The sequence below is a fragment of the Streptomyces caniscabiei genome (assembly GCF_014930365.1).
Lineage (GTDB): Bacteria > Actinomycetota > Actinomycetes > Streptomycetales > Streptomycetaceae > Streptomyces > Streptomyces caniscabiei.
In genome coordinates this window covers 468065-488349 of the sequence record NZ_JABXWI010000005.1, presented here as the reverse complement: position 1 = coordinate 488349, position 20285 = coordinate 468065, and the positions used below count along the sequence as shown (strand labels likewise).

Sequence of the window (20285 nt, the reverse complement as noted above, 5' to 3'; positions counted from 1 at the left end):
AGCCCGCCATGAGCGAAGAGCGCCCCCCGTCCGACGCCGCTCGCGAGGACGCGGCCGCTCGCAGGGACGCGGCCGAAGAGGTGCGGACGGCCGAGCAGGGACGTGAGAGCGACCGTGTGCGCGCCACCGACGCCGACGCCTGGGCCACGGCGTGCGAGGAGGACCTGATCGCGGAGAAGGCCCGCCGCCGCGCCCGGTACGGGCCGCCCCCCGGCTCGGCCGCAGAGGAACTGCGCAAGCTGGTCGACACCGTCGCGGACAAGCTGTCCGGGCTCCAGTCGCCGCTGCTCGGCGCGGTCGCCGGCGGCGCGGCCCAGCAGATGGTCGACCAGGTCGTCCGCCAGGCCAAGGCCGCCGTCGAACCGGTCATCGAACGCAACCCGGATGTCTTCGACCATCTCGCCGCCGCCGGCGGTGAACTCCTCGCCGCGTACCGCTCCGCCGTCGAGGCCCAGGAGCGCCGCTGGACGAACCGGGACACCGGCCACCAGCAGGGTCGCGACCAGGGGGACGATCAGGGGCCCGGCGAGCGCATCGACCTGGACTGACGGCGGGCCCGTCCGGCGGGCGGACGCCGGGAGTCCAGGGGCAGGGCCTCGGGTACGGTTGGCCGTAGCGGGGCTCGACCGAACTGAGGGATTCATGGGACTCACCATCGGCGTCGACATCGGCGGTACCAAGATCGCGGCCGGTGTGGTCGACGAGGAAGGCAACATCCTCTCGACCCACAAGGTGCCGACCCCGGGCACGCCCGAGGGGATCGTGGACGCCATCGCCGCCGCCGTCGAGGGCGCGCGAGCCGGACACGAGATCGTCGGTGTCGGGATCGGCGCGGCCGGTTACGTCAACCGCGAGCGGTCGATGGTCTACTTCGCCCCCAACATCGACTGGCGCAACGAGCCGCTCAAGGAGAAGGTCGAGGCCCGCGTGGGCCTGCCGGTCGTCGTGGAGAACGACGCCAACGCCGCCGCCTGGGGCGAGTACAAGTTCGGCGCGGGCAAGGGCCACCGCAACGTCATCTGCATCACCCTCGGCACCGGTCTCGGCGGCGGGATCATCATCGGCAACAAGCTGCGCCGCGGGCACTACGGCGTGGCCGCCGAGTTCGGCCACATCCGGATGGTCCCCGACGGCCTGCTGTGCGGTTGCGGCAGCCAGGGCTGCTGGGAGCAGTACGCCTCCGGCCGCGCCCTCGTCCGGTACGCCAAGCAGCGCGCCAACGCCACCCCGGAGAACGCGGAGCTCCTCCTCGGCCTCGGCGACGGCACCCCCGACGGCATCGAGGGCAAGCACATCTCCATGGCCGCCCGCCAGGGCGACCCCGTCGCCGTCGACTCCTACCGCGAACTCGCGCGCTGGGCCGGCGCCGGCCTCGCGGACCTCGCCTCGCTCTTCGACCCCTCCGCCTTCATCGTCGGCGGCGGCCTGTCGGACGAGGGCGAGCTGGTCCTCGACCCCATCCGCAAGTCCTACAAGCGCTGGCTGGTGGGCGGCAACTGGCGCCCGGTCGCCGACGTCATCGCCGCCCGGCTGGGCAACGAGGCGGGCCTGGTGGGCGCGGCGGACCTGGCGAGAGAACCCGACCCGATCATGTAGCCACCGGCTCGCGACAGCCCCGCGCCCCGCATTTGGGGGCGCGGGGAACTGCGCGACCAGCCCCCACCGGCCGTCAGTCGAACGAACGACCCGCTTTTTCCCGGCTCTCCCAGCGGAGCTCCGCCGCGTATCTTGATCCGCATGGCGACCACCCCGCTGCCCAACTCCCGCACGAACCCCGACGGTTCGGCAACCATCCGCGTCCTCAGCTACAACATCCGCTCCATGCGCGACGACACGGACGCCCTCGCCCGAGTGATCACCGCCTGCGCCCCCGACCTGGTCCTCGTCCAGGAGGCCCCCCGCTTCTTCCGCTGGCGCAAGAAGCTCGCGCGGCTCGCCGCCGCCTCCGGCCTGGTCACCCTCTCCGGCGGGGCCACCGCCTCCGGGCCCGCGCTGCTGTGCAACCTCCGCGCCACGGTCGAGCACGCCGAGGACGTCCTCCTGCCCCTCACCCCCGGCCTGCACCGGCGCGGCTTCGCCACGGCGGTGGTCCGCTTCGGCCGCGCCCGCCTCGGTGTGCTGTCCTGCCACCTCTCCCTCCAGAAGGACGAGCGGTACGAGCAGGGGGGCATGCTCCTGGACCACCTCGCCGGCCTGGGTGTGCCGCACGCGGTGGCGGGCGGCGACCTCAACGAGCGCCCGCACGGCCCGACCTTCCGTCGCCTCGCCGGTGAACTCCAGGACTGCTGGACCACCACCCCGTGGGGCGGCGAGTACACCTCCACCCCCACCGACCCCCACCAGCGCATCGACGCGATCCTGGCCACCCCCGGCATCGAGGTCCTCGGCTGCGGCGTCCCCCTCGACGTCCCCGGCCTCACCGACGACGACCTGAGGGCGGCCACGGACCACCTCCCGGTCCTGGCCGCCCTCAGGGTCCCCGCCGAGACCTAGAGCAGTCGTACGGCCGCTACCCGGCGGCCGACGGGTACTCCTTGGCCCGGTCGACGATCGCCCAACTGTCCAGGTACGAGAGCTGGGTGTACGTCTTCATGTCCTTGCCGTCGCCCGAGGTGCGCACGTCGCGGAAGCCGAGGAAGGCGTACGTCACCGGGTCGAAGATGAAGTAGCCGCCGTAGACGAAGCTCCCCCCGGGCAGGTCCGGGGCCTGGTAGGTGATGGCCACGCCGACCCGTCCCTTGGCGTCCTTCTGGTTCGGCACCGCCTTGACCCCCGGCACCATCCCGAGCGCCTCGTACGCCGCCGGCCGCAGCCCCTCGGGCATCACCGGGACCAGCTTGAGCAGCCCGGCGAGGCTGAAGTGGATGTGCATCCACTCCTCGTCGGTGATGTCGTCCAGGGAGGCGTTCTTCCCCTGGCGTCCGAAGGACTCCCTCTGGACCGCCAGGATCAGCTGCTCCGGGTCGGTCGGCAGCTTCCGCAGCCTGCTCCAGTCCTGCGGCGGCCACACGCTCTCGTTCGCGGCCAGCGGCGGGGCCCACCACCCCTTGCCCAGCTCCATGACCCACGAACGCTTGGAGCCGTCCACCGAGCGCCAGTTCTCGGCGACGTGGGTCTTCGTCCTCCCGGTCTTCTGGTCGGTCTCCTTGATGATCTCCTTGGTGTACATGAACTGGTCGTCCCGCGGGCTGACCTGCTTCTCGTGCTGTCGCGCGTACGCGGCCGCCCCGTTGAGCACCGTCCGCGCGCTCACGTTCCGCATCGGCGGCAGGTCGGTCACCGGCGGCTTCGCGGTCCCGCCCCGGCCGTCGTCGCCGTCCTCCTGCACGGCGACCAGGACACCGGCGGTGACGGCGGCGGCGACCAGCCCGCTCAGCGCGATCCGCAGGACCGGACGGCGACGGACCGGCGGGGCGAGCCGGAAGGCCGGCTTCCGTGTCCGGTCCGCGTCCGGCGCGGTGATCGTGGCCAGCAGCCGGGCCCGCCCCCGCCGCCGGGTCTCCTCGTCCAGCGGGGGCGCCCCCGCGTCGTAGTCGGCGAGGTCCCGCAGCTCCCCCAGGGTCCTCGGGTCGTCGATGTCACGCATGGGCGTCTGCCTCTCGGAAAGCGGTCGGATCGGATCCGCCCAGTGCCTCGCGCAGTCTGCCGCGAGCCCGGTTCAGCCGGGATCTGACCGTGCCGACGGGCACGCCGAGGGCCTGGGCCGCCTCCTCGTAGTCGAGGCCGGCCCAGGCCACCAGCAGCACCACGTCGCGGTGCCGGGCGGACAGCCCGGCGAGCGCCGCCGCCAGCTCCCGGCGCACCCCCGTGGCACCGGCCCTGGCGACCGCCCGGTCCGCGACCGGCTCCTCGTGCTCCACCGGCTCCGGCAGCCGGGCCAGCGCCCGGAAGCGGCGCGCCTCGGCCCGCCGGTGCCTGCCGAGCAGGTTGGTGGCGACACCGAACAGCCAGGGGCGGGCGTCGAGCCGCTCCAGGTCGTAGGTGTGCCGCCGCTGGAAGGCGATGGCGAAGGTCTCCGCCATCAGGTCCTCCGCCGCCTCGGGACCGAGCCGCCGGGCCGCGTAACGGTGGACGGCGTCGGCATGGCGGTCGTAGAGGACGGCGAACAGCTCGGGTTCGTCCCGGGACCGCTCGATCACACGGGCGTCACTCTCCTCGCGCTCTCGCTCGCGGGTGCCGAGTCCCGGTGGTCCGACGGGCATCGGGGCTCCTCTCGTTCGTCCGAACGCCTCGAAGGCTTGGGCTCGTTCGGGTCGTGCACCCGTACTTCGCCGTTCACCGGAATCGAGTTCCGTTCCGCCGCAGAGAAAGCGTGTCGTGGCGCCGGGCGACGGCGAGGGCCCGCCCGGAACGATCCCGGGCGGGCCCTCGTGCGCGACGCGACGTCGGTGGCGGTGGTGACGTCGGTGGGGTGGCGGTGGGGTCAGACGACCGCGCCCCGCCCCGGATCGTCGTCGTCCTCGTCGTCCTCCCTCATCCGCATTACCAGCGTGGCGAAGCCGCCGAGGAAGCCGCCGATGCCCAGGGTGGTGAGCCACCAGGTCATCTCCCAGCCGAGCAGTACGGCGAGCAGCAGCAGCACCGGGCCGCCGGCCACGCCCAGCCAGGCGAACTTGGCGGTCGCGTCGGCCTCCGGCAGCGGGGGCGGCTCGGGCGGCACGAAGTGACCCTCGCCGTCGTCGCCGTCCTCGTCCTCGTCACCGGTGTCCTCGCCGACCGGGTCGGGCACGCTGTAGTCGCGCGGGCCCGCCCCGACACCGGGCGCGAACGCGACCGAGCTGCCGAGCGGCTTGGGGGCCGCGGGGCCGGCGGCGCCGTCCGGGGCCTTGTCCGTGGACTCCTCCGGCTCGGGCTCCAGGAGGGCCAGGTCCTCCACGGACCTGAACGGCTTGGCACCCGGTGGGTCCGGCGGCTCGTCGCCGAACCCGGCGACGATGGCCCGCCAGGCGGCGTCCTCGTCGAACGGCACGTGCTGCTCCTCGCCCGCCGCCTCGCCCGACGAGGCGCCCCCGGCGCCCTTGGCGGGGCCGCCCGCGGAGTTGCCCGAGGAGTCGCCCCGTGGGTCGCCGGGTGAGGCTCCGAGGGGCGCTCCCTGCTCCTCCGGCTCACGCTCGGAGTCGTGCTCAGCCACCAGTGGCCGTCCCTTCCCTCTGCTCCAAGGATCCCGGACCGTTCCGCTCCGCGGATCCCGAATCAGACTGCTGTACGGATTCCGCGTCGGACTTCTTCACACCCGCCTCCGCGGGATCCGTCGCGCGCGGCGCATCGGACCCCGCCACCAGCCGGGTGACGAACGCGTGGCTCTCCTCGAAGATCAGGCCCGCGTCATGGTCCAACGTCGCCACATGGTGGCTCTGTTCCAGCAGGATCTCCGTGACGTCCGTCGACGACACCCGGCCGAGGACCCGCTCGGAGTCGACGGGCGGCACCACATGGTCCCGTGGGCTGTGCAGCAGCAGCAACGGCTGGGTGACCTGGGGCAGTTCCCCGTCGACCAGGCGCAGGAAATTGCGCAGCGAGTGCGCCGCGTGCAGCGGCACATGGCTGTACCCCAGCTCCTCGACGCCCTCCTTGGCGATGTCGCTGGTGATGCCCTTGGTGATGGGCACGAAGTGCCGGAGCAGGGGGAGGGCGTGCGCGGCCGGGCCGTGCACCTTGTTCGCCGGGTTGACGACCATCACGCCGGCCACCGCGTCCCCGTGCTTCGCGGCCAGTCGCAGCGCCAGGGCGCCGCCCATGGAAAGCCCCGCGACGAAGACCCGCGTACAGCGCTCGCGCAGGGTCCGCAGCTCGCGGTCCACCTCCGCGTACCAGTCCTGCCAGCCGGTCGGGCGGAGGTCCTCCCAGCGGGTGCCGTGGCCCGGCAGCAGGGGCAGCGCGACGGTCAGCCCGCGCTCGGCGAGAAACTCCGCCCAGGGGCGCATGGACTGCGGTGACCCGGTGAATCCGTGGCAGAGGAGGACTCCCACCTCCCCGCCCTCGTGGTGGTACGGCTCGGCTCCAGGAAGGACCGGCACGGTTCGGTCTCCTGTTCATGAGAAGGGTGTGAATGAGTCCGGATGTGGTTCACCGTACGCGACCGCACTGACACCGACCAGGGGCTTCGCTCGACACCGGTCGGACCTGTCGGACTCTTCCTCGGGCGTCCGGGTTAAGGTCTCCTCCACGGATCACAGAGAGGCAATCGGTTGTTGTACGGCGCGATGAAGGTCGCAATCGGGGGACCGCTCAAGGTCACCTTCAGGCCCTGGGTGGAGGGCCTGGAGAACATTCCGGCCGAGGGCGCCGCGATCCTCGCGAGCAACCACCTCTCCTTCTCGGACTCGTTCTTCCTCCCCGCTGTCCTGGACCGCAAGGTCACGTTCATCGCGAAGGCCGAGTACTTCACCACCCCCGGCATCAAGGGCAAGCTGACGGCCGCCTTCTTCAAGGGCGTCGGCCAGCTCCCGGTGGACCGGTCCGGCGCGCGCGGCGCGGGCGAGGCCGCCATCAACAGCGGCATACAGGTCATCGAGAGCGGGGAACTGTTCGGGATCTACCCCGAGGGCACCCGCTCGCCCGACGGCCGCCTCTACCGGGGCAAGCCCGGCGGCCTGGCCCGGGTGGCCCTCGCCACCGGCGCGCCCGTCATCCCCGTCGCCATGATCGACACGGAGAAGATCCAGCCCCCGGGCAAGGTCCTGCCCAAGGTCATGCGCCCCGGCATCCGCATCGGCAAGCCCCTCGACTTCAGCCGCTACCAGGGCATGGAGCACGACCGCTTCGTCCTGCGGGCGCTGACCGACGAGGTCATGTACGAGATCATGAAGCTCTCCGGCCAGGAGTACGTCGACATGTACGCGACCGCCGCCAAGCGGCAGATCGCGGACGCGGCCAAGGCCGAGAAGGAGGCCGACAAGGCCGCCAGGGCCGCCCTCGCCAAGGCCGAGAAGGAGCAGGCCGCCAAGGAGCTGAGGGAACTGGCCGAGAGGGCCCGTGCGGAGAAGGACGGCGCGGACAGGGACCGACCGGCTTCGTGACCGCCCGCTTCCCGGGTACGGTCGCGTTCCGGACGCGTACGCCGGGGAGCCCGGTGGCGAGTCAGCAGGGGGTGGGGGACGTGCCGAAGCTCGAGCGGGTCATGACGATGTCGGTGGAGCAGCCGCTGTGGCGTGCGCTGACCGGCTACCGGGTGCTGACGATGATCTACGCCGTCGGCCTGTTCATCAGCGCGTACGACAAGTTCGAGCGCCCCTGGCTGGCCGTCGCCTACTTCGCGGTGCTGGCCGGCTGGACGCTGGTGACCCTGCCCAAGGTCGCGGGCGCCGCCAGCTGCACCAAGCGGTTCCTCGCGGCCGACCTCACCATCGCGATCGTCGGCATCCTGCTCACCCGGCTCGCCGACTCGGCCGCGCGGGTCGAGGCAGGGGGCCCCACGCTGCCGTCGATATGGACCGCCGGCGCCGTCCTGGCCTTCGCCATCAAGGGCGGCTGGCGCTGGGCGGCCTTCGCCTCCACGCTCGTCGCCGTCGCCAACCTGGTCCACCGGGGCGCCCCCACCCGCGACACCATCCACAACGTGCTGCTGGTCTGGGTCGCCTCCATCGCCATCGGCTACGTCGTAGAGGTGGCCCGCGCCTCCGAGCGCACCCTCGCGCGTGCCCTGGAGATCGAGGCCGCCACCCGCGAACGGGAACGCCTGGCCCGGGACATCCACGACAGCGTCCTCCAGGTCCTCGCCATGGTGCAGCGGCGCGGCACCGCCCTGGGTGGCGAGGCCGCAGAACTGGGCCGGATGGCGGGCGAGCAGGAGGTCGCGCTGCGCACCCTGGTCTCCGGCGGCCTGGTCCCCGTCTCCCGGATCTCGGAGGACGCGGCCCAGGGCGCCCTCGTCCGCGTGGTGGACGAACCGGACGTCTCCGGCGACGGCGCCGACGGGGAGCCCGTGGACCTGCGCGCGCTGCTCGCCCCGTACGCCGGCGCGAAGGTCACGTTCTCCGAGCCCGGTGGCCCGGTGCCGCTCGCCCCGGGGGCCGCGCGGGAACTGGCGGCGGCGGTCGGGGCGGCCCTGGACAATGTGCGGGCGCACGCGGGCGACGGGGCGAGGGCCTGGATCCTGGTCGAGGACTGGCCGGACGAGATCGTCGTGACGGTACGGGACGACGGCCCCGGCATCCCCGAGGGGCGGCTCGCCCAGGCGGAGGGCGAGGGCCGGCTCGGGGTGGCCCTCTCCATCCGGGGGCGGCTGCGCGACATCGGCGGCACGGCCGAGCTGATCTCGGTGCCGGGCCAGGGCACGGAAGTCGAACTGAAGGTACCCAAGGCCGCACAGGGGCCGACGGGTGTACGGGGGAAGGCGGAGAAGCGGTGACGAACAGCGTGGAGAGCGTGGGCGACGGCGGGTCGGCGGACGCGGTGGCGCGGCCCGGCGGGGGCGGCGGCCCGATCAGGGTCATGGTGGTCGACGACCACCCCATGTGGCGCGACGCCGTCGCCCGCGACCTGGCCGAGGCCGGCTTCGACGTGGTCGCCACGGCGGGCGACGGCGAGCAGGCGGTGCGGCGCGCCCGCGCCACCGGGCCGGACGTGCTCGTCCTGGACCTGAACCTGCCCGCGAAGCCGGGCGTGCAGGTCTGCAAGGAACTGGTGGGAGCCAATCCCGCCCTGCGCGTCCTGGTGCTGTCGGCGAGCGGGGAGCACGCGGACGTCCTGGAGGCGGTGAAGTCCGGCGCGACCGGCTATCTGCTGAAGTCGGCGTCGACCGAGGAGCTGATCGACGCCGTGCGGCGCACCGCCGTCGGCGACCCCGTCTTCACGCCGGGCCTCGCGGGCCTGGTCCTCGGCGAGTACCGCCGCCTCGCCTCCGAGCCCGCGCCCGCCCCGGGCGCCGACGAGCCGAAGGCCCCGCAACTCACCGACCGTGAGACCGAGGTGCTGCGGCTCGTCGCCAAGGGCCTGAGCTACAAGCAGATCGCCGAGCGCCTCGTGATCTCGCACCGCACGGTCCAGAACCACGTCCAGAACACCCTCGGCAAGCTTCAGCTCCACAACCGGGTGGAGCTGGTCCGCTATGCCATAGAGCGCGGTCTCGACGACGAGTAAACGCCTCGAATCACCCCATAGAGTGAAGGGGATTTGATCATCTTCGATCAACTCCCCCTCAATCGGCCGTAATTCGCCGGAATTGGCCTCCCGTGCATGCCGAAGTGACCTGGATCACTATTAGCGTGACCCTCACCAGGCAACCGCGGCGAAGGGACATTTCCATGCGCGTCGGAGTACTGACCGGAGGCGGCGACTGCCCCGGGCTCAACGCCGTCATCCGGGGCGTCGTCCGCAAGGGCGTACAGGAGTACGGCTACGACTTCGTCGGCTTCCGGGACGGCTGGCGGGGACCACTGGAGAACGACACCGTCCGTCTCGACATCCCCGCCGTGCGCGGCATCCTGCCCCGCGGCGGCACGATCCTCGGCTCCTCCCGCACCAACCCGCTCAAGGAGGAGAACGGCATCCGGCGGATCAAGGACAACCTCGCCAAGCAGGAGGTCGAGGCGCTCATCGCCATCGGCGGCGAGGACACGCTCGGGGTGGCCGCCCGCCTCTCGGACGAGTACGGGGTGCCGTGCGTGGGCGTCCCCAAGACGATCGACAACGACCTCTCCGCCACGGACTACACCTTCGGCTTCGACACCGCGGTCGGCATCGCCACCGAGGCGATCGACCGCCTCCACACCACCGCCGAGTCCCATATGCGCGTCCTGGTCGTGGAGGTGATGGGCCGTCACGCCGGCTGGATCGCCATCCACTCCGGTCTCGCCGGCGGCGCCAACGCCATCCTCATCCCCGAGCAGCGCTTCGACGTCGACAAGGTGTGCGCCTGGGTGACGTCCCGCTTCAAGGCCTCGTACGCGCCCATCGTGGTCGTCGCCGAGGGGGCCATGCCGAAGGACGGCGAGATGGTCCTCAAGGACGGCTCGCTCGACTCCTTCGGCCATGTCCGCCTCTCCGGCGTCGGCGAATGGCTGGCCAAGGAGATCGAGAGGCGGACGGGCAAGGAGGCCCGGACGACCGTCCTCGGCCACGTCCAGCGCGGCGGTACGCCCTCGGCGTTCGACCGCTGGCTCGCCACGCGCTTCGGCCTCCACGCGATCGAGGCCGTGCGCGACCGGGACTTCGGCAAGATGGTCGCGCTGCGCGGCACGGACATCGTCCGCGTCCCGATCGCCGACGCGACGGCCCGTCTGAAGACGGTGGATCCGAGCCTGTACGAGGAGGTCGGGGTCTTCTTCGGCTGAGGGGGCGCCTGAGGGGGCGGGGGTGCGGTTGCGTCGGCGGGTGCGGATGGGTGGGGGTTGTTCGCGCAGTTCCCCGCGCCCCTGAAAAAGCGGGGCCGCGCCCCTGCTTTTTCGGCCCGAAAGGGCCGTAGGCCCTTAAGGGGCGCGGGGAACTGCGCGAGAAGCCCCACCGGACCCGCACCCGCCGACGCACCCCGAGCCCCACCCACCCCCCGGCCCCTAAACCGCCCGCAGAGACTGAACCCCCGCCACCAGCTCACCCACCACACTCACCCCGTCCAGCGTCAGCACCGACTCCGGATGGAACTGCACCCCCGCGAACCCGGGACCCCGCAGCGCGTGCACCTCACCGCTCGCGCTGCGGCTGACTTCCACCCCCCGCTCCGCCAGCTCCCCGGCCGTCGCGTCGTCGCACCGGGCCACGAAGCTGTTGTAGAACCCCACGGTCTCGGGCCGCCCGAACAGATCGATCTCCGTCTGCGCTCCCTGGTACGGCACCACCTTCCGCACGATCGGCAGCCCCAGCTCCGCCGCGATCAGCTCGTGCCCGAGACACACCCCGAGCACCCCGTACCGGTGCCCCCGCAGCACCTCGGCGGTCAGCGACCGCAGGAACCCCATCCGGGAATCGTCCTCGTCCGACGGATCCCCCGGCCCGGGCCCCAGCACCACCACGCCCTCGTGCGCGAGCACGCCCTCCCGCAGCCCCGGCTCGTCGTACCGCCGTACCGTCACCTCCAGCCCCGACGACCGCAGCAGATGCGCCAGCATCGCCGTGAAGGTGTCCTCGGCGTCGACCACGAGCGCGTGCCCGGTCAGCTCGCCCGTCCGCTCCCGCATCCGCAGCCAGAACGGCGCCAGCGAGGCCCGCCGCCCGTCCAGCGCGGCCCGCACCCGCGGGTCCTCGGCCAGCCCCGGCCGGACCCGCTCCCGCTCCGGCCGCCCGGGCCGCACCCCCAGCGCCGCCAGCACCCCCGCCGCCTTCGCATGGGTCTCGGCGACCTCGCCCGCGGGGTCCGACCCCCGGACGAGGGTGGCCCCCACCGGCACCTTCAGCCGCCCGTCCGCCGCGATGTCGGCCGTACGGATCAGGATCGGCGAGTCCAGGGTCTGCGCACCGCCCGCGTCCCGCCCCAGCAGCGCCAGCGCCCCGGCGTAGTACCCGCGCGCGACACCGTCCCGCCCGAGCGGCTCGTACCGCTCGATCACCCGGCACGCGTTCTGCACCGGCGACCCGGTGACCGTCGCGGCGAACATCGTCTCCTTCAGCACCTCCCGCACGTCCAGCGAGGACCGCCCGCGCAGCTCGTACTCGGTGTGCGCCAGGTGCGCCATCTCCTTCAGCCGGGGCCCGACCACGACCCCGCCCATGTCGCCGACGGTGCACATCATCTTGAGTTCCTCGTCGACGACCATCGACAGCTCCTCGATCTCCTTGCCGTCGCCGAGGAAGGCCAGCAGATCCTCCGGGGTCGGGCCCCCGGTCGGATAGCGGTACGTCCCGCTGATCGGGTTCATCACGACCGTCCCGCCGGACATCCGCACATGCACCTCGGGGCTGGCACCGACCAGCGTGCGCTCCCCGGTGCACACCACGAACGTCCAGTACGCCCCCCGCTCGCCCTCCAGCAGCCGCCGGAACAGCGCGAGCGCGTCCGCGCGGCCGAAGCCGGGGACCGTGCCCTCGTAGGTACGCCGGATCACGAAGTTGGCGCCCTCGCCGCGCCCGATCTCCTCGCGCAGCACCCGGCCGACGATCTCGGCGTACTCCTCGTCGCCCACGTCGAAGCCGCCGCCCTCGACCCGGACGTCGTGCGCGGGCAGCTCCGCGAGGGCCCGCTCCAGCGGCAGCGCGAACGACTCCTCGGGCACCAGCACCGACAGGGGCGTCCCGTCGTCGCGGACGTCGAAGCCGCGTTCACGGATCTGCCGGAACGGGACGAGCGCCAGCCCCTCGTCGGGGAGGTCGGCGAGCCGCTCGTACGTCGTCACCGGGCCGATCAGCAGTTCCACCGTGTCGTGGTCGTACAGGCCGGGGGTGCGCCGTCGCAGCAGGGCGAACGGGCGGTCGTCGGACAGGAGCCGGGTCAGGTCCATGGGTTCCTCTTTCCTGGGGATCACGGTCGTCGTGGTGAGTCGTGGTGATCGAGAGGAACGGCCCGGCCCTGGAAACACCGAAGGCCGCCCCTCGGGCGGCCTTCGCGAAGTCTTGCGTACGCGCAGTCAGTGGGCCGCCGGATGAGCGGTCCACCACCAGTTACGGGTCGAGTGCGCGAACATGCGCCGCACCCTACCGGACAACCCCCGGAAACTCACATGATCGACACCTGGCGGTCGGCTTAGGATCACGCGTGCCACTCATACGGAGAACGCGACCCCTGGCCCTCGTGGCGGCGACGGCCGCCCTGCTCGCCGGGCTGACCGGACAACCCGCGACGGCCGCGGAGGAGCCGACCACGACCCGACTGGCGCTCGCCGGTGACCTGTTCAGGATGACCGACACGAGCACCGCGACCGCCGCCACCACCCTCGCGGGCCGGCTGGCCGACGCCGACCTCGACGACGTCGTCACCACCGAGTACACGACCGACTCGGCGGGGACACCCGACCCCGGCATGAACCTGGGCTCGATGCGCGCCTGCGCCGGCGACGAGACCAAGGCGCTGCCGCCGGTGGACCGGAGGATCGCCTGGTGCTGGTCCTCGGCGCTCGGCGACGACACCACCCCCCGCTGGTGGCCCCAGGGCATGAGCACCACCGGCACCGCCGACGGCGCCGACGGCGCGATCCAGGGCAGGAGCGTCACAGCGGTCGCCTGGCACTACAAGACCTTTCGGACCGACCCGGAGGGCACGGTCGAGGCGAACGACAGGTGCCGCACCAACAACCTGCTCAGGCTCTCCTTCATCGACCGCGACACGCTCAAGTACCGGCACGTCCTGCTCGTCGAGCCGACCTCCGGCGGGCAGAACTTCAAGTACGTCACCGGCCACGGCGGCGGCGTCGTCTGGTACGCCAACCACCTCTACGTCACCGACACCACCGGCGGCATCCGCGTCTTCGACGTCAACAAGCTGAGCAAGGTCGACACCTACGGTTCCGGGCTCGACACGTACGGCGTCGACGGCGTCACCGGCCGGTCGAGCGCCTGCGGCCTCCCGTACGTCCTGCCGCAGACCCACTACTACCGGCAGGCCTCCCCGCCGCCCTCCGGCGGCTGCGACAACGACGCCGTCGACGGGACCCCGGACCCCGACTCGCTCTGCTACTCCTGGCTCTCCCTCGACAAGACCGGTGGCAGCCCGTACAAGCTCGTCGCCGGCGAGTGGTACGGCGGCGCCGCGGGCGCCCGGATCGTGCGTTACCAGCTCAATCCGACCAGCGCCTCCACCTATCCGGGCCTGCTGAACATGTCCGGCGGCAGAACGGTGATCCAGGACGCGTACGCGGCGACCCGCTACGTCGGGCTGCAGGGCGGCATGACCTGGACCGACGACAGCGGGCTGCTGAACTTCGCCTTCCACAAGGGCTGCGCCCTCCAGCCCGCCGTGTTCTCCCGCACCTGGGCCGGCGACACCCGCGCCCCGACGGCCTGCAACGTCACGGTCGGCGGCCGGCCCCACGCGAGAGGCAACTGGGCGGTCGGCACCCCGCAGGCGCTGAGCCACTGGCCGAGGCTCGGCACGGCACGCGTGGACGAGCTGTGGGGGCTCACGGAGCACATCTGCGCCGGCACCGCCCTGCGGGCGAGCTTCCCCGACGAGTTCACGGCCGTCGAGGAGGCCGACGAGCGGCGCAACGCCTGCGACGGCTACCAGGGCGAGGCCAACCTCTCCCTGCGCACGGTCTTCGCCGTCGGCTTCGACGACCCAGCGGTCATGGACCTCCACTGAGGCACCCCGGGGCGCCCCGCGGACCCCGCTCAGATCGAGCGGGGTCCGTCTCACTTGATGAGCAAGGGGATGGACGCCCGACATGACCCCGTAATGTGGACGTCGTGACCGTGAACGCTAAGTCCAGCGCGAGCGCTGGCAACACCTGGCGAGACCTGCCCGCGGCGCAGCAGCCCGAGTACCCCGACACCGAGGCTCTGCGCGCAGTCGTTGCGGAGCTCGAGTCGTATCCGCCGCTCGTCTTCGCGGGCGAGTGCGACCAGCTGCGCGCCCGGATGGCGTCCGTCGCCAAGGGAGAGGCGTTCCTCCTCCAGGGCGGCGACTGCGCCGAGGCCTTCGACGCCGTGTCGGCCGACCACATCCGCAACAAGCTGAAGACGCTGCTCCAGATGGGCGCCGTCCTCACGTACGCGGCCTCCGTGCCGGTCGTGAAGGTCGGCCGGATCGCCGGGCAGTACTCCAAGCCCCGCTCCAAGGGCACCGAGACCCGCGACGGCGTGACCCTGCCGACGTACCGAGGCGACTCGGTCAACGGCTTCGACTTCAACGAGGCCGCCCGCATCCCGGACCCCGAGCGCCTGAAGCGGATGTACAACGCCTCCGCCTCCACGCTCAACCTGGTGCGCGCCTTCACCACCGGCGGCTACGCCGACCTGCGCCAGGTGCACGCCTGGAACCAGGACTTCGTGAAGTCGTCCCCGTCCGGCCAGCGCTACGAGCAGCTCGCCCGCGAGATCGACAACGCGCTGAACTTCATGCACGCCTGCGGGGCCGACCCGGAGGAGTTCCGCACCGTCGAGTTCTTCTCCTCGCACGAGGCGCTGCTGCTCGACTACGAGTCGGCGCTCACCCGCGTGGACTCGCGCACGGGCCGGCTCTACGACGTCTCCGCGCACATGGTGTGGATCGGCGAGCGCACCCGGCAGCTGGACCACGCGCACATCGAGTTCGCCTCGAGGATCCGCAACCCGATCGGGATCAAGCTCGGCCCGACGACCACGGCGGAGGAGGCGTTGCAGTACATCGAGCGCCTCGACCCGGACCGCGAGCCCGGCCGTCTCACCTTCATCGTGCGCATGGGCGCGGACAAGGTCCGCGACAAGCTGCCCGAGCTGGTCGAGAAGGTCACCGCCTCCGGCGCGACCGTGGCCTGGGTGACCGACCCGATGCACGGCAACACCTTCGAGGCGGCCTCCGGCCACAAGACCCGCCGCTTCGACGACGTGCTCGACGAGGTCAAGGGCTTCTTCGAGGTCCACAAGGGCCTCGGCACCCATCCGGGCGGCATCCACGTCGAGCTCACCGGTGACGACGTCACCGAGTGCGTGGGCGGCGGCGACGAGATCTTCGTCGACGACCTGCACCAGCGCTACGAGACCGCGTGCGACCCCCGGCTCAACCGCAGCCAGTCGCTGGACCTGGCGTTCCTGGTCGCGGAGCTGTACCGGGACTAGTAGGAGATCAACAGTGGGTGCGCCTGTCACCGGCGCATGACGTGGGGCGCGGATCACATACGATCCGCGCCCCACTCCACTTTTGCGGTTCCTGCCTGCCGGGTAAGGTTAGGTTAGCCTCACCGATCATCGGGACGGCGCCCCCAATCGATCCCGGCGGGAGGTGAACCGCGTGTTCGTCTGCAGTTGCTTCGGCGTCACCGAGCAGCAGGTCAAGAAGCATGCGGCGGACGGCGCCTGCACCCCGCGCCAGATCGCGTCGGCCTGCAAGGCGGGCACCGACTGCGGTTCGTGCGTCCGGCGGATCCAGGCGATCCTCGGCCGGGGCGCGTGCCCGCGCCGAGAGTCGGCCGACCAGGGCGAGTCGGTCTTCACCGAGCTCGAGGAAGCGGCCTGACCCGGGAAGCGGCCTGACTCAGCTCTCGGGCTGTTCGATCAGCTGCGCGATGTAGAGCGCCTCGCCGAGCTTCTCCAGCAGTTCCAGCTGGGTGTCGAGGTAGTCGATGTGGTGCTCCTCGTCCGCGAGGATCGACTCGAAGATGTTCGCCGAGGTGACGTCGCCCTTGTTGCGCATCACCTCGATGCCGCGCTTGAGCCGGTCGATCGCCTCGACCTCGATCATCCGGTCGGCCTCGAACATCTCCTTGACCGTCTGGCCCACCCGGACGTGGAACAGTCGCTGGTAGTTCGGCAGCCCGTCCAGGAACAGGATCCGGTCGGTGAGTACCTCCGCGTGCTTCATCTCGTCGAACGACTCGTGACGTGTGTACTTCGCGAGCTTGGTCCAGCCGAAGTTCTCCTGCATCTTCGCGTGCAGGAAGTACTGGTTGATCGCGGTGAGCTCCGCGGTCAGCTGCTCGTTGAGGAATTCGATGACCTCGGGGTCGCCCTGCATCGCAGAGGCTCCTTCCAAGCGGGGAACTGGGAGGTTGCGCCGCGATGATTGCACCGCCGTCGAAGATCGTCCAGTAAGTGCAAGCTTAGTAAGTAAGTGCAGCCTTAGTTCTAAATGTCCGGGTCGGGTGGGCCCTGGTCATGTGCACCACCCGAGGTCTGTCAGGATGGAGTCATGGGTCAGCCGGTGGAACGCGAATCAGGAGATCGCGCATCTGAGAACGCGACGTCGTCGCAGCTTCCGCCGGGACAGCGGCTCCAGCGCGGCTGGCCGGTCACCCACTACGGGCCCGTCCCCAAGTTCCGACCGGAGCGCTGGGACTTCCGGGTCTTCGGTGCCACCGCCGACGGCGAGAAGCACGCCTGGACCCACGAGGAGTTCACCGCCCTGCCGTACGCCTCGGTCGTGGCCGACCTGCACTGCGTGACGAAGTTCAGCATGGTCGGCGCCGAATGGGGCGGCATCCCGGCCCGTACGATCCTGGACATCGCGCCGCCCGCCGCCGAGGTCACCCATGTGATGGTGTGGGCGGAGTACGGCTTCAGCTCCAACCTCCGCCTCGCCGACTTCGCCGACGAGCGCACGATCTTCGCCACCCACAAGGACGGCGAACTCCTCACCGCCGAGCACGGCTTCCCGGTCCGCCTCGTCGTCCCGCAGCTCTACGCCTGGAAGGGCCCCAAATGGGTCCGTGGCATCGAGTACATGACCGCCGACCGTCGCGGCTTCTGGGAGGAACGCGGCTACCACAACATCGGCGACCCCTGGCGCGAGCAGCGCTACTCCTACCAGGAGGAACCGGGGGACGGGCCCGAGCTCTGACGGGCCTGCTCATGGCGGCGGCGCGTCAGCCGTCCCTGAGCTTCTTCAGGCGTTCCACGTCCGCCGCGTGGCCCTCCTTGCCGCCCGGGGTCTCGATGATCAGCGGGACGCCGGCCGTGGCGGGGTGGGTCATCAGGGCGCGGAACGGGTCCTCGCCGATGTGCCCGGAGCCGATGTTCTCGTGGCGGTCCTTGTGGGCGCCGACCACGTCCTTGGAGTCGTTGGCGTGGATCAGCTTCAGTCGGCCCTCGCCGACGGTGTCCACCAGCAGGTCGAGGGTCCGGTGCATCCCGTCCGGGCCGGTCAGATCGTGGCCGGCCGCGAAGATGTGGCAGGTGTCCAGACAGACACCCAGCTTCGGATGGGCGTCCAGCGCCTCGAAGTACGGCCCGAAGTCCCAGGTGCGGGAGCAGAGCGAGGCTCCCTGCCCCGCCGTCGACTCCAGCAGCAGAAACGGGTCGTCGTCGTGGGTCAACTCGTCCAGCAGCGGCAGCAGATACTCCCGCACCTGCTTGAGCGCCACCGACCGGTCCCGCCCGCCGGTCGCGCTCCCCGTGTGCACGACGACCCCGAGCGCGCCGATCTCCCGGCCCCGGCGCAGCGAGTGCCGCATCGACTCCACGGACTTCTCGGCCGTCGCCTCGGTGTGCGAACCGAAGTTGATCAGGTACGGCGCGTGGACGTACGCGGGGATCGACTCCTCGGCGCAGGCCGCGCGGAACTCCTCGTCCTGCCGGGGATTGCCGACCGGGGTGGCCCAGCCGCGCGGATTGGCGACGAAGACCTGGACGGTCTCGGCCCTCAGCTCACGGGCGTACGTCAGCCCGACGGAGTTCAGGCCCCCGGCGACGGGGACATGACCGCCGACGGGGTTGCGGGACGGGCCGGCGGGGGTGGGGACGGGGCCCGGGAGGGCGGGGGACTGCTGAGTGCTCACCGGACCAGGGTGTCATGCGGCCCGCGGTGCCCGGCCGCCGGTTCGAGGCGACGGCCGGGCCGTCCGTCAGCGGATCTCGATGGTGATGGTCGAGCCCTTGGGCGCCGTGTCCCCGCCGTCCACCGACTGGCTCCTGACCTCGTCGCCGAAGAGCCCGAGGATGCCCCGGTCCTCCTCGACCTCGAAACCGGCGTCCCTCAGCCTTCGGGTCGCGTCGTCGACGCTGTCGCCCACGACGTCGGGGACCTCGACCATCACGGGCCCCTTGGAGAGCGTCAGGGTGACGGTGTCGCCCTGGCCGACCTGCTTGCCGACGCCCGGAGACTGCTCGGCCACGAGCCCCTTGTCGAACTCGGAGTTGACCCGGCCGGGGGCGATCTTCACCTTCAGCCCCGCCTCCTCCAGCTGGGCTCGGGCGTCCGCGACCGACGCGCCCGACACCTCGGGCACCTCCACCGGGGCACCCCGGCTGACCACGATCCTGACGGCCGCGCCGGACGAGATCTCGGTGCCCGCTCCCGGCCGGGTGCCGATCACCTGGCCCCGGACGACCTCGTCGCTGAACTCCCGTGTCACCACGCCCGGTTCGAGCCCGTCGTCCTTCAGTCGGTTCTTGGCCTCGCCCAGCGGGGTGCCCTTCAGATCCGGCACCTTCACGGTCTCCGGGCCCTTGGAGACCGTCACCGTCACGGTGTCGTTGTCGCGGATCCGCTCGCCGGGTGCCGGGTCGGTGCCGATCACCCTGCCGCGCTCGACGGTGTCACTGAACGCCTGCTTGACGTCGACGCCCAGGCCGGCACCCTCCAGCCGCTTCGTGGCGTCCGCCTCGCTCTGCTGCAACACGGCCGGGACCTGCGTGAACTGGCCCGAGTTGATGTACCAGACAGCCCCGCCCACGCCCAGCACGAGCACCATGGCGACGACGATCGCCCACAGCCCGCGCCGGGGCGCGGGGGATGTGCGGGCGCCCCGGGGCGGCGGCGGAGGCGACTCGAACCGGCTCGTGCGGTGCAACCGGTCGTCCGGATCGAGTCCCACCGACCGCGACACGGACAGGGAGCGCGGGATCACGCTCGTCCGGTCCTCCGCGCCGTCGTGGCCGTCGGCTATCGCCTGCGGCGGCATCACGTCCAACTGCGCGTCGCTCAGCCCCGCCCGCGCCTGACGGGTCCGCGCGAGCAGGGCCACGGCGTCGTAGGGCCGCAGCTCCGGATCGCGGGCGGTCGCCGAGGCGACCAGCGCGTCCAGCTCGTAGGGCAGCCCCGGCACCGCGGCCGACGGCGGCGGCACGTCGTCGTGGAGCGCGTGGTAGAGCACCTGCGCGGGGGAGTCGCCGGCGTGCGGCTTGCCGCCGGTGAGCATCTCGTAGAGCATCACGCCGCAGGCGTACACGTCGACGCGGGTGTCGGTGGTGCCGTGCTCCAGCTGCTCGGGGGCGAGGTAGGAGACGGTGCCGAGGACGCTGCCGGTGGTGCTGGTGACGGTGTCCACGGCGCGGACGAGCCCGAAGTCGGCGACCTTCACCCGGCCGTCGTCCCCTATCAGGACGTTCTCCGGCTTCATGTCCCGGTGCACGAACCCGGCGCGGTGCGCGGCGCCCAGCGCGGCGAGCACCGGCTCCAGGATGTCCAGCGCGGCGCGGGGCTGGAGCGCCCCCCGCTCGCGCAGCACGTCACGCAGGGTGCAGCCGGCGACGTACTCCATCGCGAGATAGACGTACGAGCCGTCGGTGCCCTGGTCGTAGACCCCCACCACGTTCGGGTGGGAGAGCCGGGCCACCGACTTCGCCTCCCGGATGAACCGCTCGACGAACGTCCGGTCCGCGGCCAGCGTCGGATGCATCACCTTGAGCGCGAGCACGCGGTCCAGGCGGGTGTCCACGGTCCGGTAGACCGTGGCCATCCCGCCGACCGCGATCCGCGCCTCGACTCGATACCGGCCGTCGAGCACCTGGCCGACAAGCGGGTCCTGAAGGGTCGTGTCCACGCAGGTGAGTGTACGAGCCGCCGC

The 20285-nt window shown here is 71.7% G+C and carries 20 protein-coding genes; 11 read left to right on the top strand and 9 right to left on the bottom strand.

The window, feature by feature from the left end:
* The first annotated feature begins 8 nt into the window (after nucleotides 1–8).
* From HW837_RS17230 to HW837_RS17220, 3 genes are all read left to right on the top strand, one after another.
* The gene (locus tag HW837_RS17230) at nucleotides 9–548 is read left to right on the top strand and encodes a DUF5304 domain-containing protein (RefSeq protein ID WP_045555352.1); all 540 of its coding nucleotides are present in this window, start codon (nucleotides 9–11) and stop codon (nucleotides 546–548) included.
* A gap of 94 nt (nucleotides 549–642) precedes the next feature.
* On the top strand, nucleotides 643–1596 hold the full coding sequence (locus tag HW837_RS17225) for an ROK family glucokinase (RefSeq protein ID WP_045555351.1): 954 nt from the start codon (nucleotides 643–645) through the stop codon (nucleotides 1594–1596).
* 141 nt (nucleotides 1597–1737) lie between these two features.
* Nucleotides 1738–2493, top strand: coding sequence for an endonuclease/exonuclease/phosphatase family protein (locus HW837_RS17220; protein ID WP_193380775.1), 756 nt, complete (start codon nucleotides 1738–1740; stop codon nucleotides 2491–2493).
* A gap of 16 nt (nucleotides 2494–2509) precedes the next feature.
* Here the strand turns inward: HW837_RS17220 and HW837_RS17215 are convergent, their stop codons facing one another.
* The 4 genes from HW837_RS17215 to HW837_RS17200 all read right to left on the bottom strand — a co-directional run bounded on the left by HW837_RS17215 (nucleotide 2510) and on the right by HW837_RS17200 (nucleotide 6017).
* Nucleotides 2510–3586, bottom strand: coding sequence for a CU044_5270 family protein (locus HW837_RS17215; RefSeq protein ID WP_045555349.1), 1077 nt, complete (start codon nucleotides 3584–3586; stop codon nucleotides 2510–2512).
* Nucleotides 3579–4202: an RNA polymerase sigma factor gene (locus tag HW837_RS17210; RefSeq protein ID WP_045555348.1), complete on the bottom strand. Its 624-nt coding sequence runs from the start codon at nucleotides 4200–4202 to the stop codon at nucleotides 3579–3581. The genes HW837_RS17215 and HW837_RS17210 overlap by 8 nt, the downstream gene beginning before the upstream one ends.
* Before the next feature lie 221 nt (nucleotides 4203–4423).
* Nucleotides 4424–5131 carry a hypothetical protein gene (locus tag HW837_RS17205; RefSeq protein ID WP_045555347.1) on the bottom strand — a complete coding sequence of 236 codons (708 nt, stop codon included), beginning with the start codon at nucleotides 5129–5131 and terminating at the stop codon, nucleotides 4424–4426.
* Nucleotides 5124–6017 carry an alpha/beta hydrolase gene (locus HW837_RS17200; RefSeq protein WP_193380776.1) on the bottom strand — a complete coding sequence of 298 codons (894 nt, stop codon included), beginning with the start codon at nucleotides 6015–6017 and terminating at the stop codon, nucleotides 5124–5126. Before HW837_RS17200 ends, HW837_RS17205 begins: the two co-directional genes overlap by 8 nt.
* 186 nt (nucleotides 6018–6203) lie before the next feature.
* On the opposite strand from HW837_RS17200, the gene HW837_RS17195 reads away from it, so the two are divergent.
* From HW837_RS17195 to HW837_RS17180, 4 genes are all read left to right on the top strand, one after another.
* Nucleotides 6204–7019, top strand: a complete 816-nt coding sequence (locus HW837_RS17195) for a lysophospholipid acyltransferase family protein (protein ID WP_045555345.1) — start codon at nucleotides 6204–6206, stop codon at nucleotides 7017–7019.
* Between the two features lie 80 nt (nucleotides 7020–7099).
* Nucleotides 7100–8350: a MacS family sensor histidine kinase gene (gene macS / locus HW837_RS17190; RefSeq protein WP_313895548.1), complete on the top strand. Its 1251-nt coding sequence runs from the start codon at nucleotides 7100–7102 to the stop codon at nucleotides 8348–8350.
* A gap of 83 nt (nucleotides 8351–8433) precedes the next feature.
* Entirely contained in the window at nucleotides 8434–9081 is a 648-nt protein-coding gene (locus tag HW837_RS17185; RefSeq protein ID WP_045555800.1) for a response regulator, read from the top strand.
* Between the two features lie 164 nt (nucleotides 9082–9245).
* Complete coding sequence (locus HW837_RS17180) at nucleotides 9246–10274, top strand: 6-phosphofructokinase (RefSeq protein ID WP_045555344.1); 1029 nt, start codon at nucleotides 9246–9248, stop codon at nucleotides 10272–10274.
* A 219-nt stretch (nucleotides 10275–10493) separates the two neighbouring features.
* Here the strand turns inward: HW837_RS17180 and HW837_RS17175 are convergent, their stop codons facing one another.
* Complete coding sequence (locus HW837_RS17175) at nucleotides 10494–12371, bottom strand: anthranilate synthase family protein (RefSeq protein ID WP_093788253.1); 1878 nt, start codon at nucleotides 12369–12371, stop codon at nucleotides 10494–10496.
* Nucleotides 12372–12497: 126 nt separating this feature from the next.
* The gene (locus tag HW837_RS50360) at nucleotides 12498–12554 is read right to left on the bottom strand and encodes a trp operon leader peptide (RefSeq protein ID WP_073735655.1); all 57 of its coding nucleotides are present in this window, start codon (nucleotides 12552–12554) and stop codon (nucleotides 12498–12500) included.
* Nucleotides 12555–12625: 71 nt separating this feature from the next.
* Between HW837_RS50360 and HW837_RS48660 the strand changes: the two genes are divergently transcribed.
* The 3 genes from HW837_RS48660 to HW837_RS17155 all read left to right on the top strand — a co-directional run bounded on the left by HW837_RS48660 (nucleotide 12626) and on the right by HW837_RS17155 (nucleotide 16018).
* Nucleotides 12626–14167 (top strand): hypothetical protein, encoded by a 1542-nt coding sequence (locus tag HW837_RS48660; RefSeq protein WP_313895549.1) that lies wholly within the window; start codon nucleotides 12626–12628, stop codon nucleotides 14165–14167.
* A gap of 104 nt (nucleotides 14168–14271) precedes the next feature.
* Nucleotides 14272–15621 (top strand): class II 3-deoxy-7-phosphoheptulonate synthase, encoded by a 1350-nt coding sequence (locus HW837_RS17160; protein ID WP_045555798.1) that lies wholly within the window; start codon nucleotides 14272–14274, stop codon nucleotides 15619–15621.
* Nucleotides 15622–15784: 163 nt separating this feature from the next.
* A complete protein-coding gene (locus HW837_RS17155; RefSeq protein WP_045555342.1) occupies nucleotides 15785–16018 on the top strand; it encodes a (2Fe-2S)-binding protein in 234 nt (77 codons plus the stop codon).
* A gap of 18 nt (nucleotides 16019–16036) precedes the next feature.
* Here HW837_RS17155 and bfr read toward each other — a convergent pair whose 3' ends face one another.
* Nucleotides 16037–16516, bottom strand: coding sequence for a bacterioferritin (gene bfr, locus HW837_RS17150; RefSeq protein WP_045555341.1), 480 nt, complete (start codon nucleotides 16514–16516; stop codon nucleotides 16037–16039).
* A gap of 174 nt (nucleotides 16517–16690) precedes the next feature.
* On the opposite strand from bfr, the gene HW837_RS17145 reads away from it, so the two are divergent.
* Nucleotides 16691–17338, top strand: a complete 648-nt coding sequence (locus tag HW837_RS17145) for a sulfite oxidase-like oxidoreductase (protein ID WP_093788255.1) — start codon at nucleotides 16691–16693, stop codon at nucleotides 17336–17338.
* Nucleotides 17339–17363: 25 nt separating this feature from the next.
* Here the strand turns inward: HW837_RS17145 and HW837_RS17140 are convergent, their stop codons facing one another.
* Nucleotides 17364–18275: a deoxyribonuclease IV gene (locus HW837_RS17140; protein WP_045555339.1), complete on the bottom strand. Its 912-nt coding sequence runs from the start codon at nucleotides 18273–18275 to the stop codon at nucleotides 17364–17366.
* A gap of 66 nt (nucleotides 18276–18341) precedes the next feature.
* Complete coding sequence (gene pknB, locus HW837_RS17135; protein WP_045555338.1) at nucleotides 18342–20261, bottom strand: Stk1 family PASTA domain-containing Ser/Thr kinase; 1920 nt, start codon at nucleotides 20259–20261, stop codon at nucleotides 18342–18344.
* Nucleotides 20262–20285: the final 24 nt, after the last annotated feature.

Excerpts from the sequence above, each read along its gene's own strand:
- HW837_RS17210 (WP_045555348.1), bottom strand. The coding sequence starts at position 4,202 with ATGCCCGTCGGACCACCGGGACTCGGCACCCGCGAGCGAGAGCGCGAG.
- HW837_RS17195 (WP_045555345.1), top strand. The coding sequence starts at position 6,204 with ATGAAGGTCGCAATCGGGGGACCGCTCAAGGTCACCTTCAGGCCCTGG.
- HW837_RS17175 (WP_093788253.1), bottom strand. The coding sequence starts at position 12,371 with ATGGACCTGACCCGGCTCCTGTCCGACGACCGCCCGTTCGCCCTGCTG.
- HW837_RS17180 (WP_045555344.1), top strand. The coding sequence starts at position 9,246 with ATGCGCGTCGGAGTACTGACCGGAGGCGGCGACTGCCCCGGGCTCAAC.
- HW837_RS17215 (WP_045555349.1), bottom strand. The coding sequence starts at position 3,586 with ATGCGTGACATCGACGACCCGAGGACCCTGGGGGAGCTGCGGGACCTC.
- HW837_RS17225 (WP_045555351.1), top strand. The coding sequence starts at position 643 with ATGGGACTCACCATCGGCGTCGACATCGGCGGTACCAAGATCGCGGCC.
- bfr (WP_045555341.1), bottom strand. The coding sequence starts at position 16,516 with ATGCAGGGCGACCCCGAGGTCATCGAATTCCTCAACGAGCAGCTGACC.
- HW837_RS17230 (WP_045555352.1), top strand. The coding sequence starts at position 9 with ATGAGCGAAGAGCGCCCCCCGTCCGACGCCGCTCGCGAGGACGCGGCC.
- HW837_RS17185 (WP_045555800.1), top strand. The coding sequence starts at position 8,434 with ATGGTGGTCGACGACCACCCCATGTGGCGCGACGCCGTCGCCCGCGAC.
- HW837_RS17145 (WP_093788255.1), top strand. The coding sequence starts at position 16,691 with ATGGGTCAGCCGGTGGAACGCGAATCAGGAGATCGCGCATCTGAGAAC.
- HW837_RS17220 (WP_193380775.1), top strand. The coding sequence starts at position 1,738 with ATGGCGACCACCCCGCTGCCCAACTCCCGCACGAACCCCGACGGTTCG.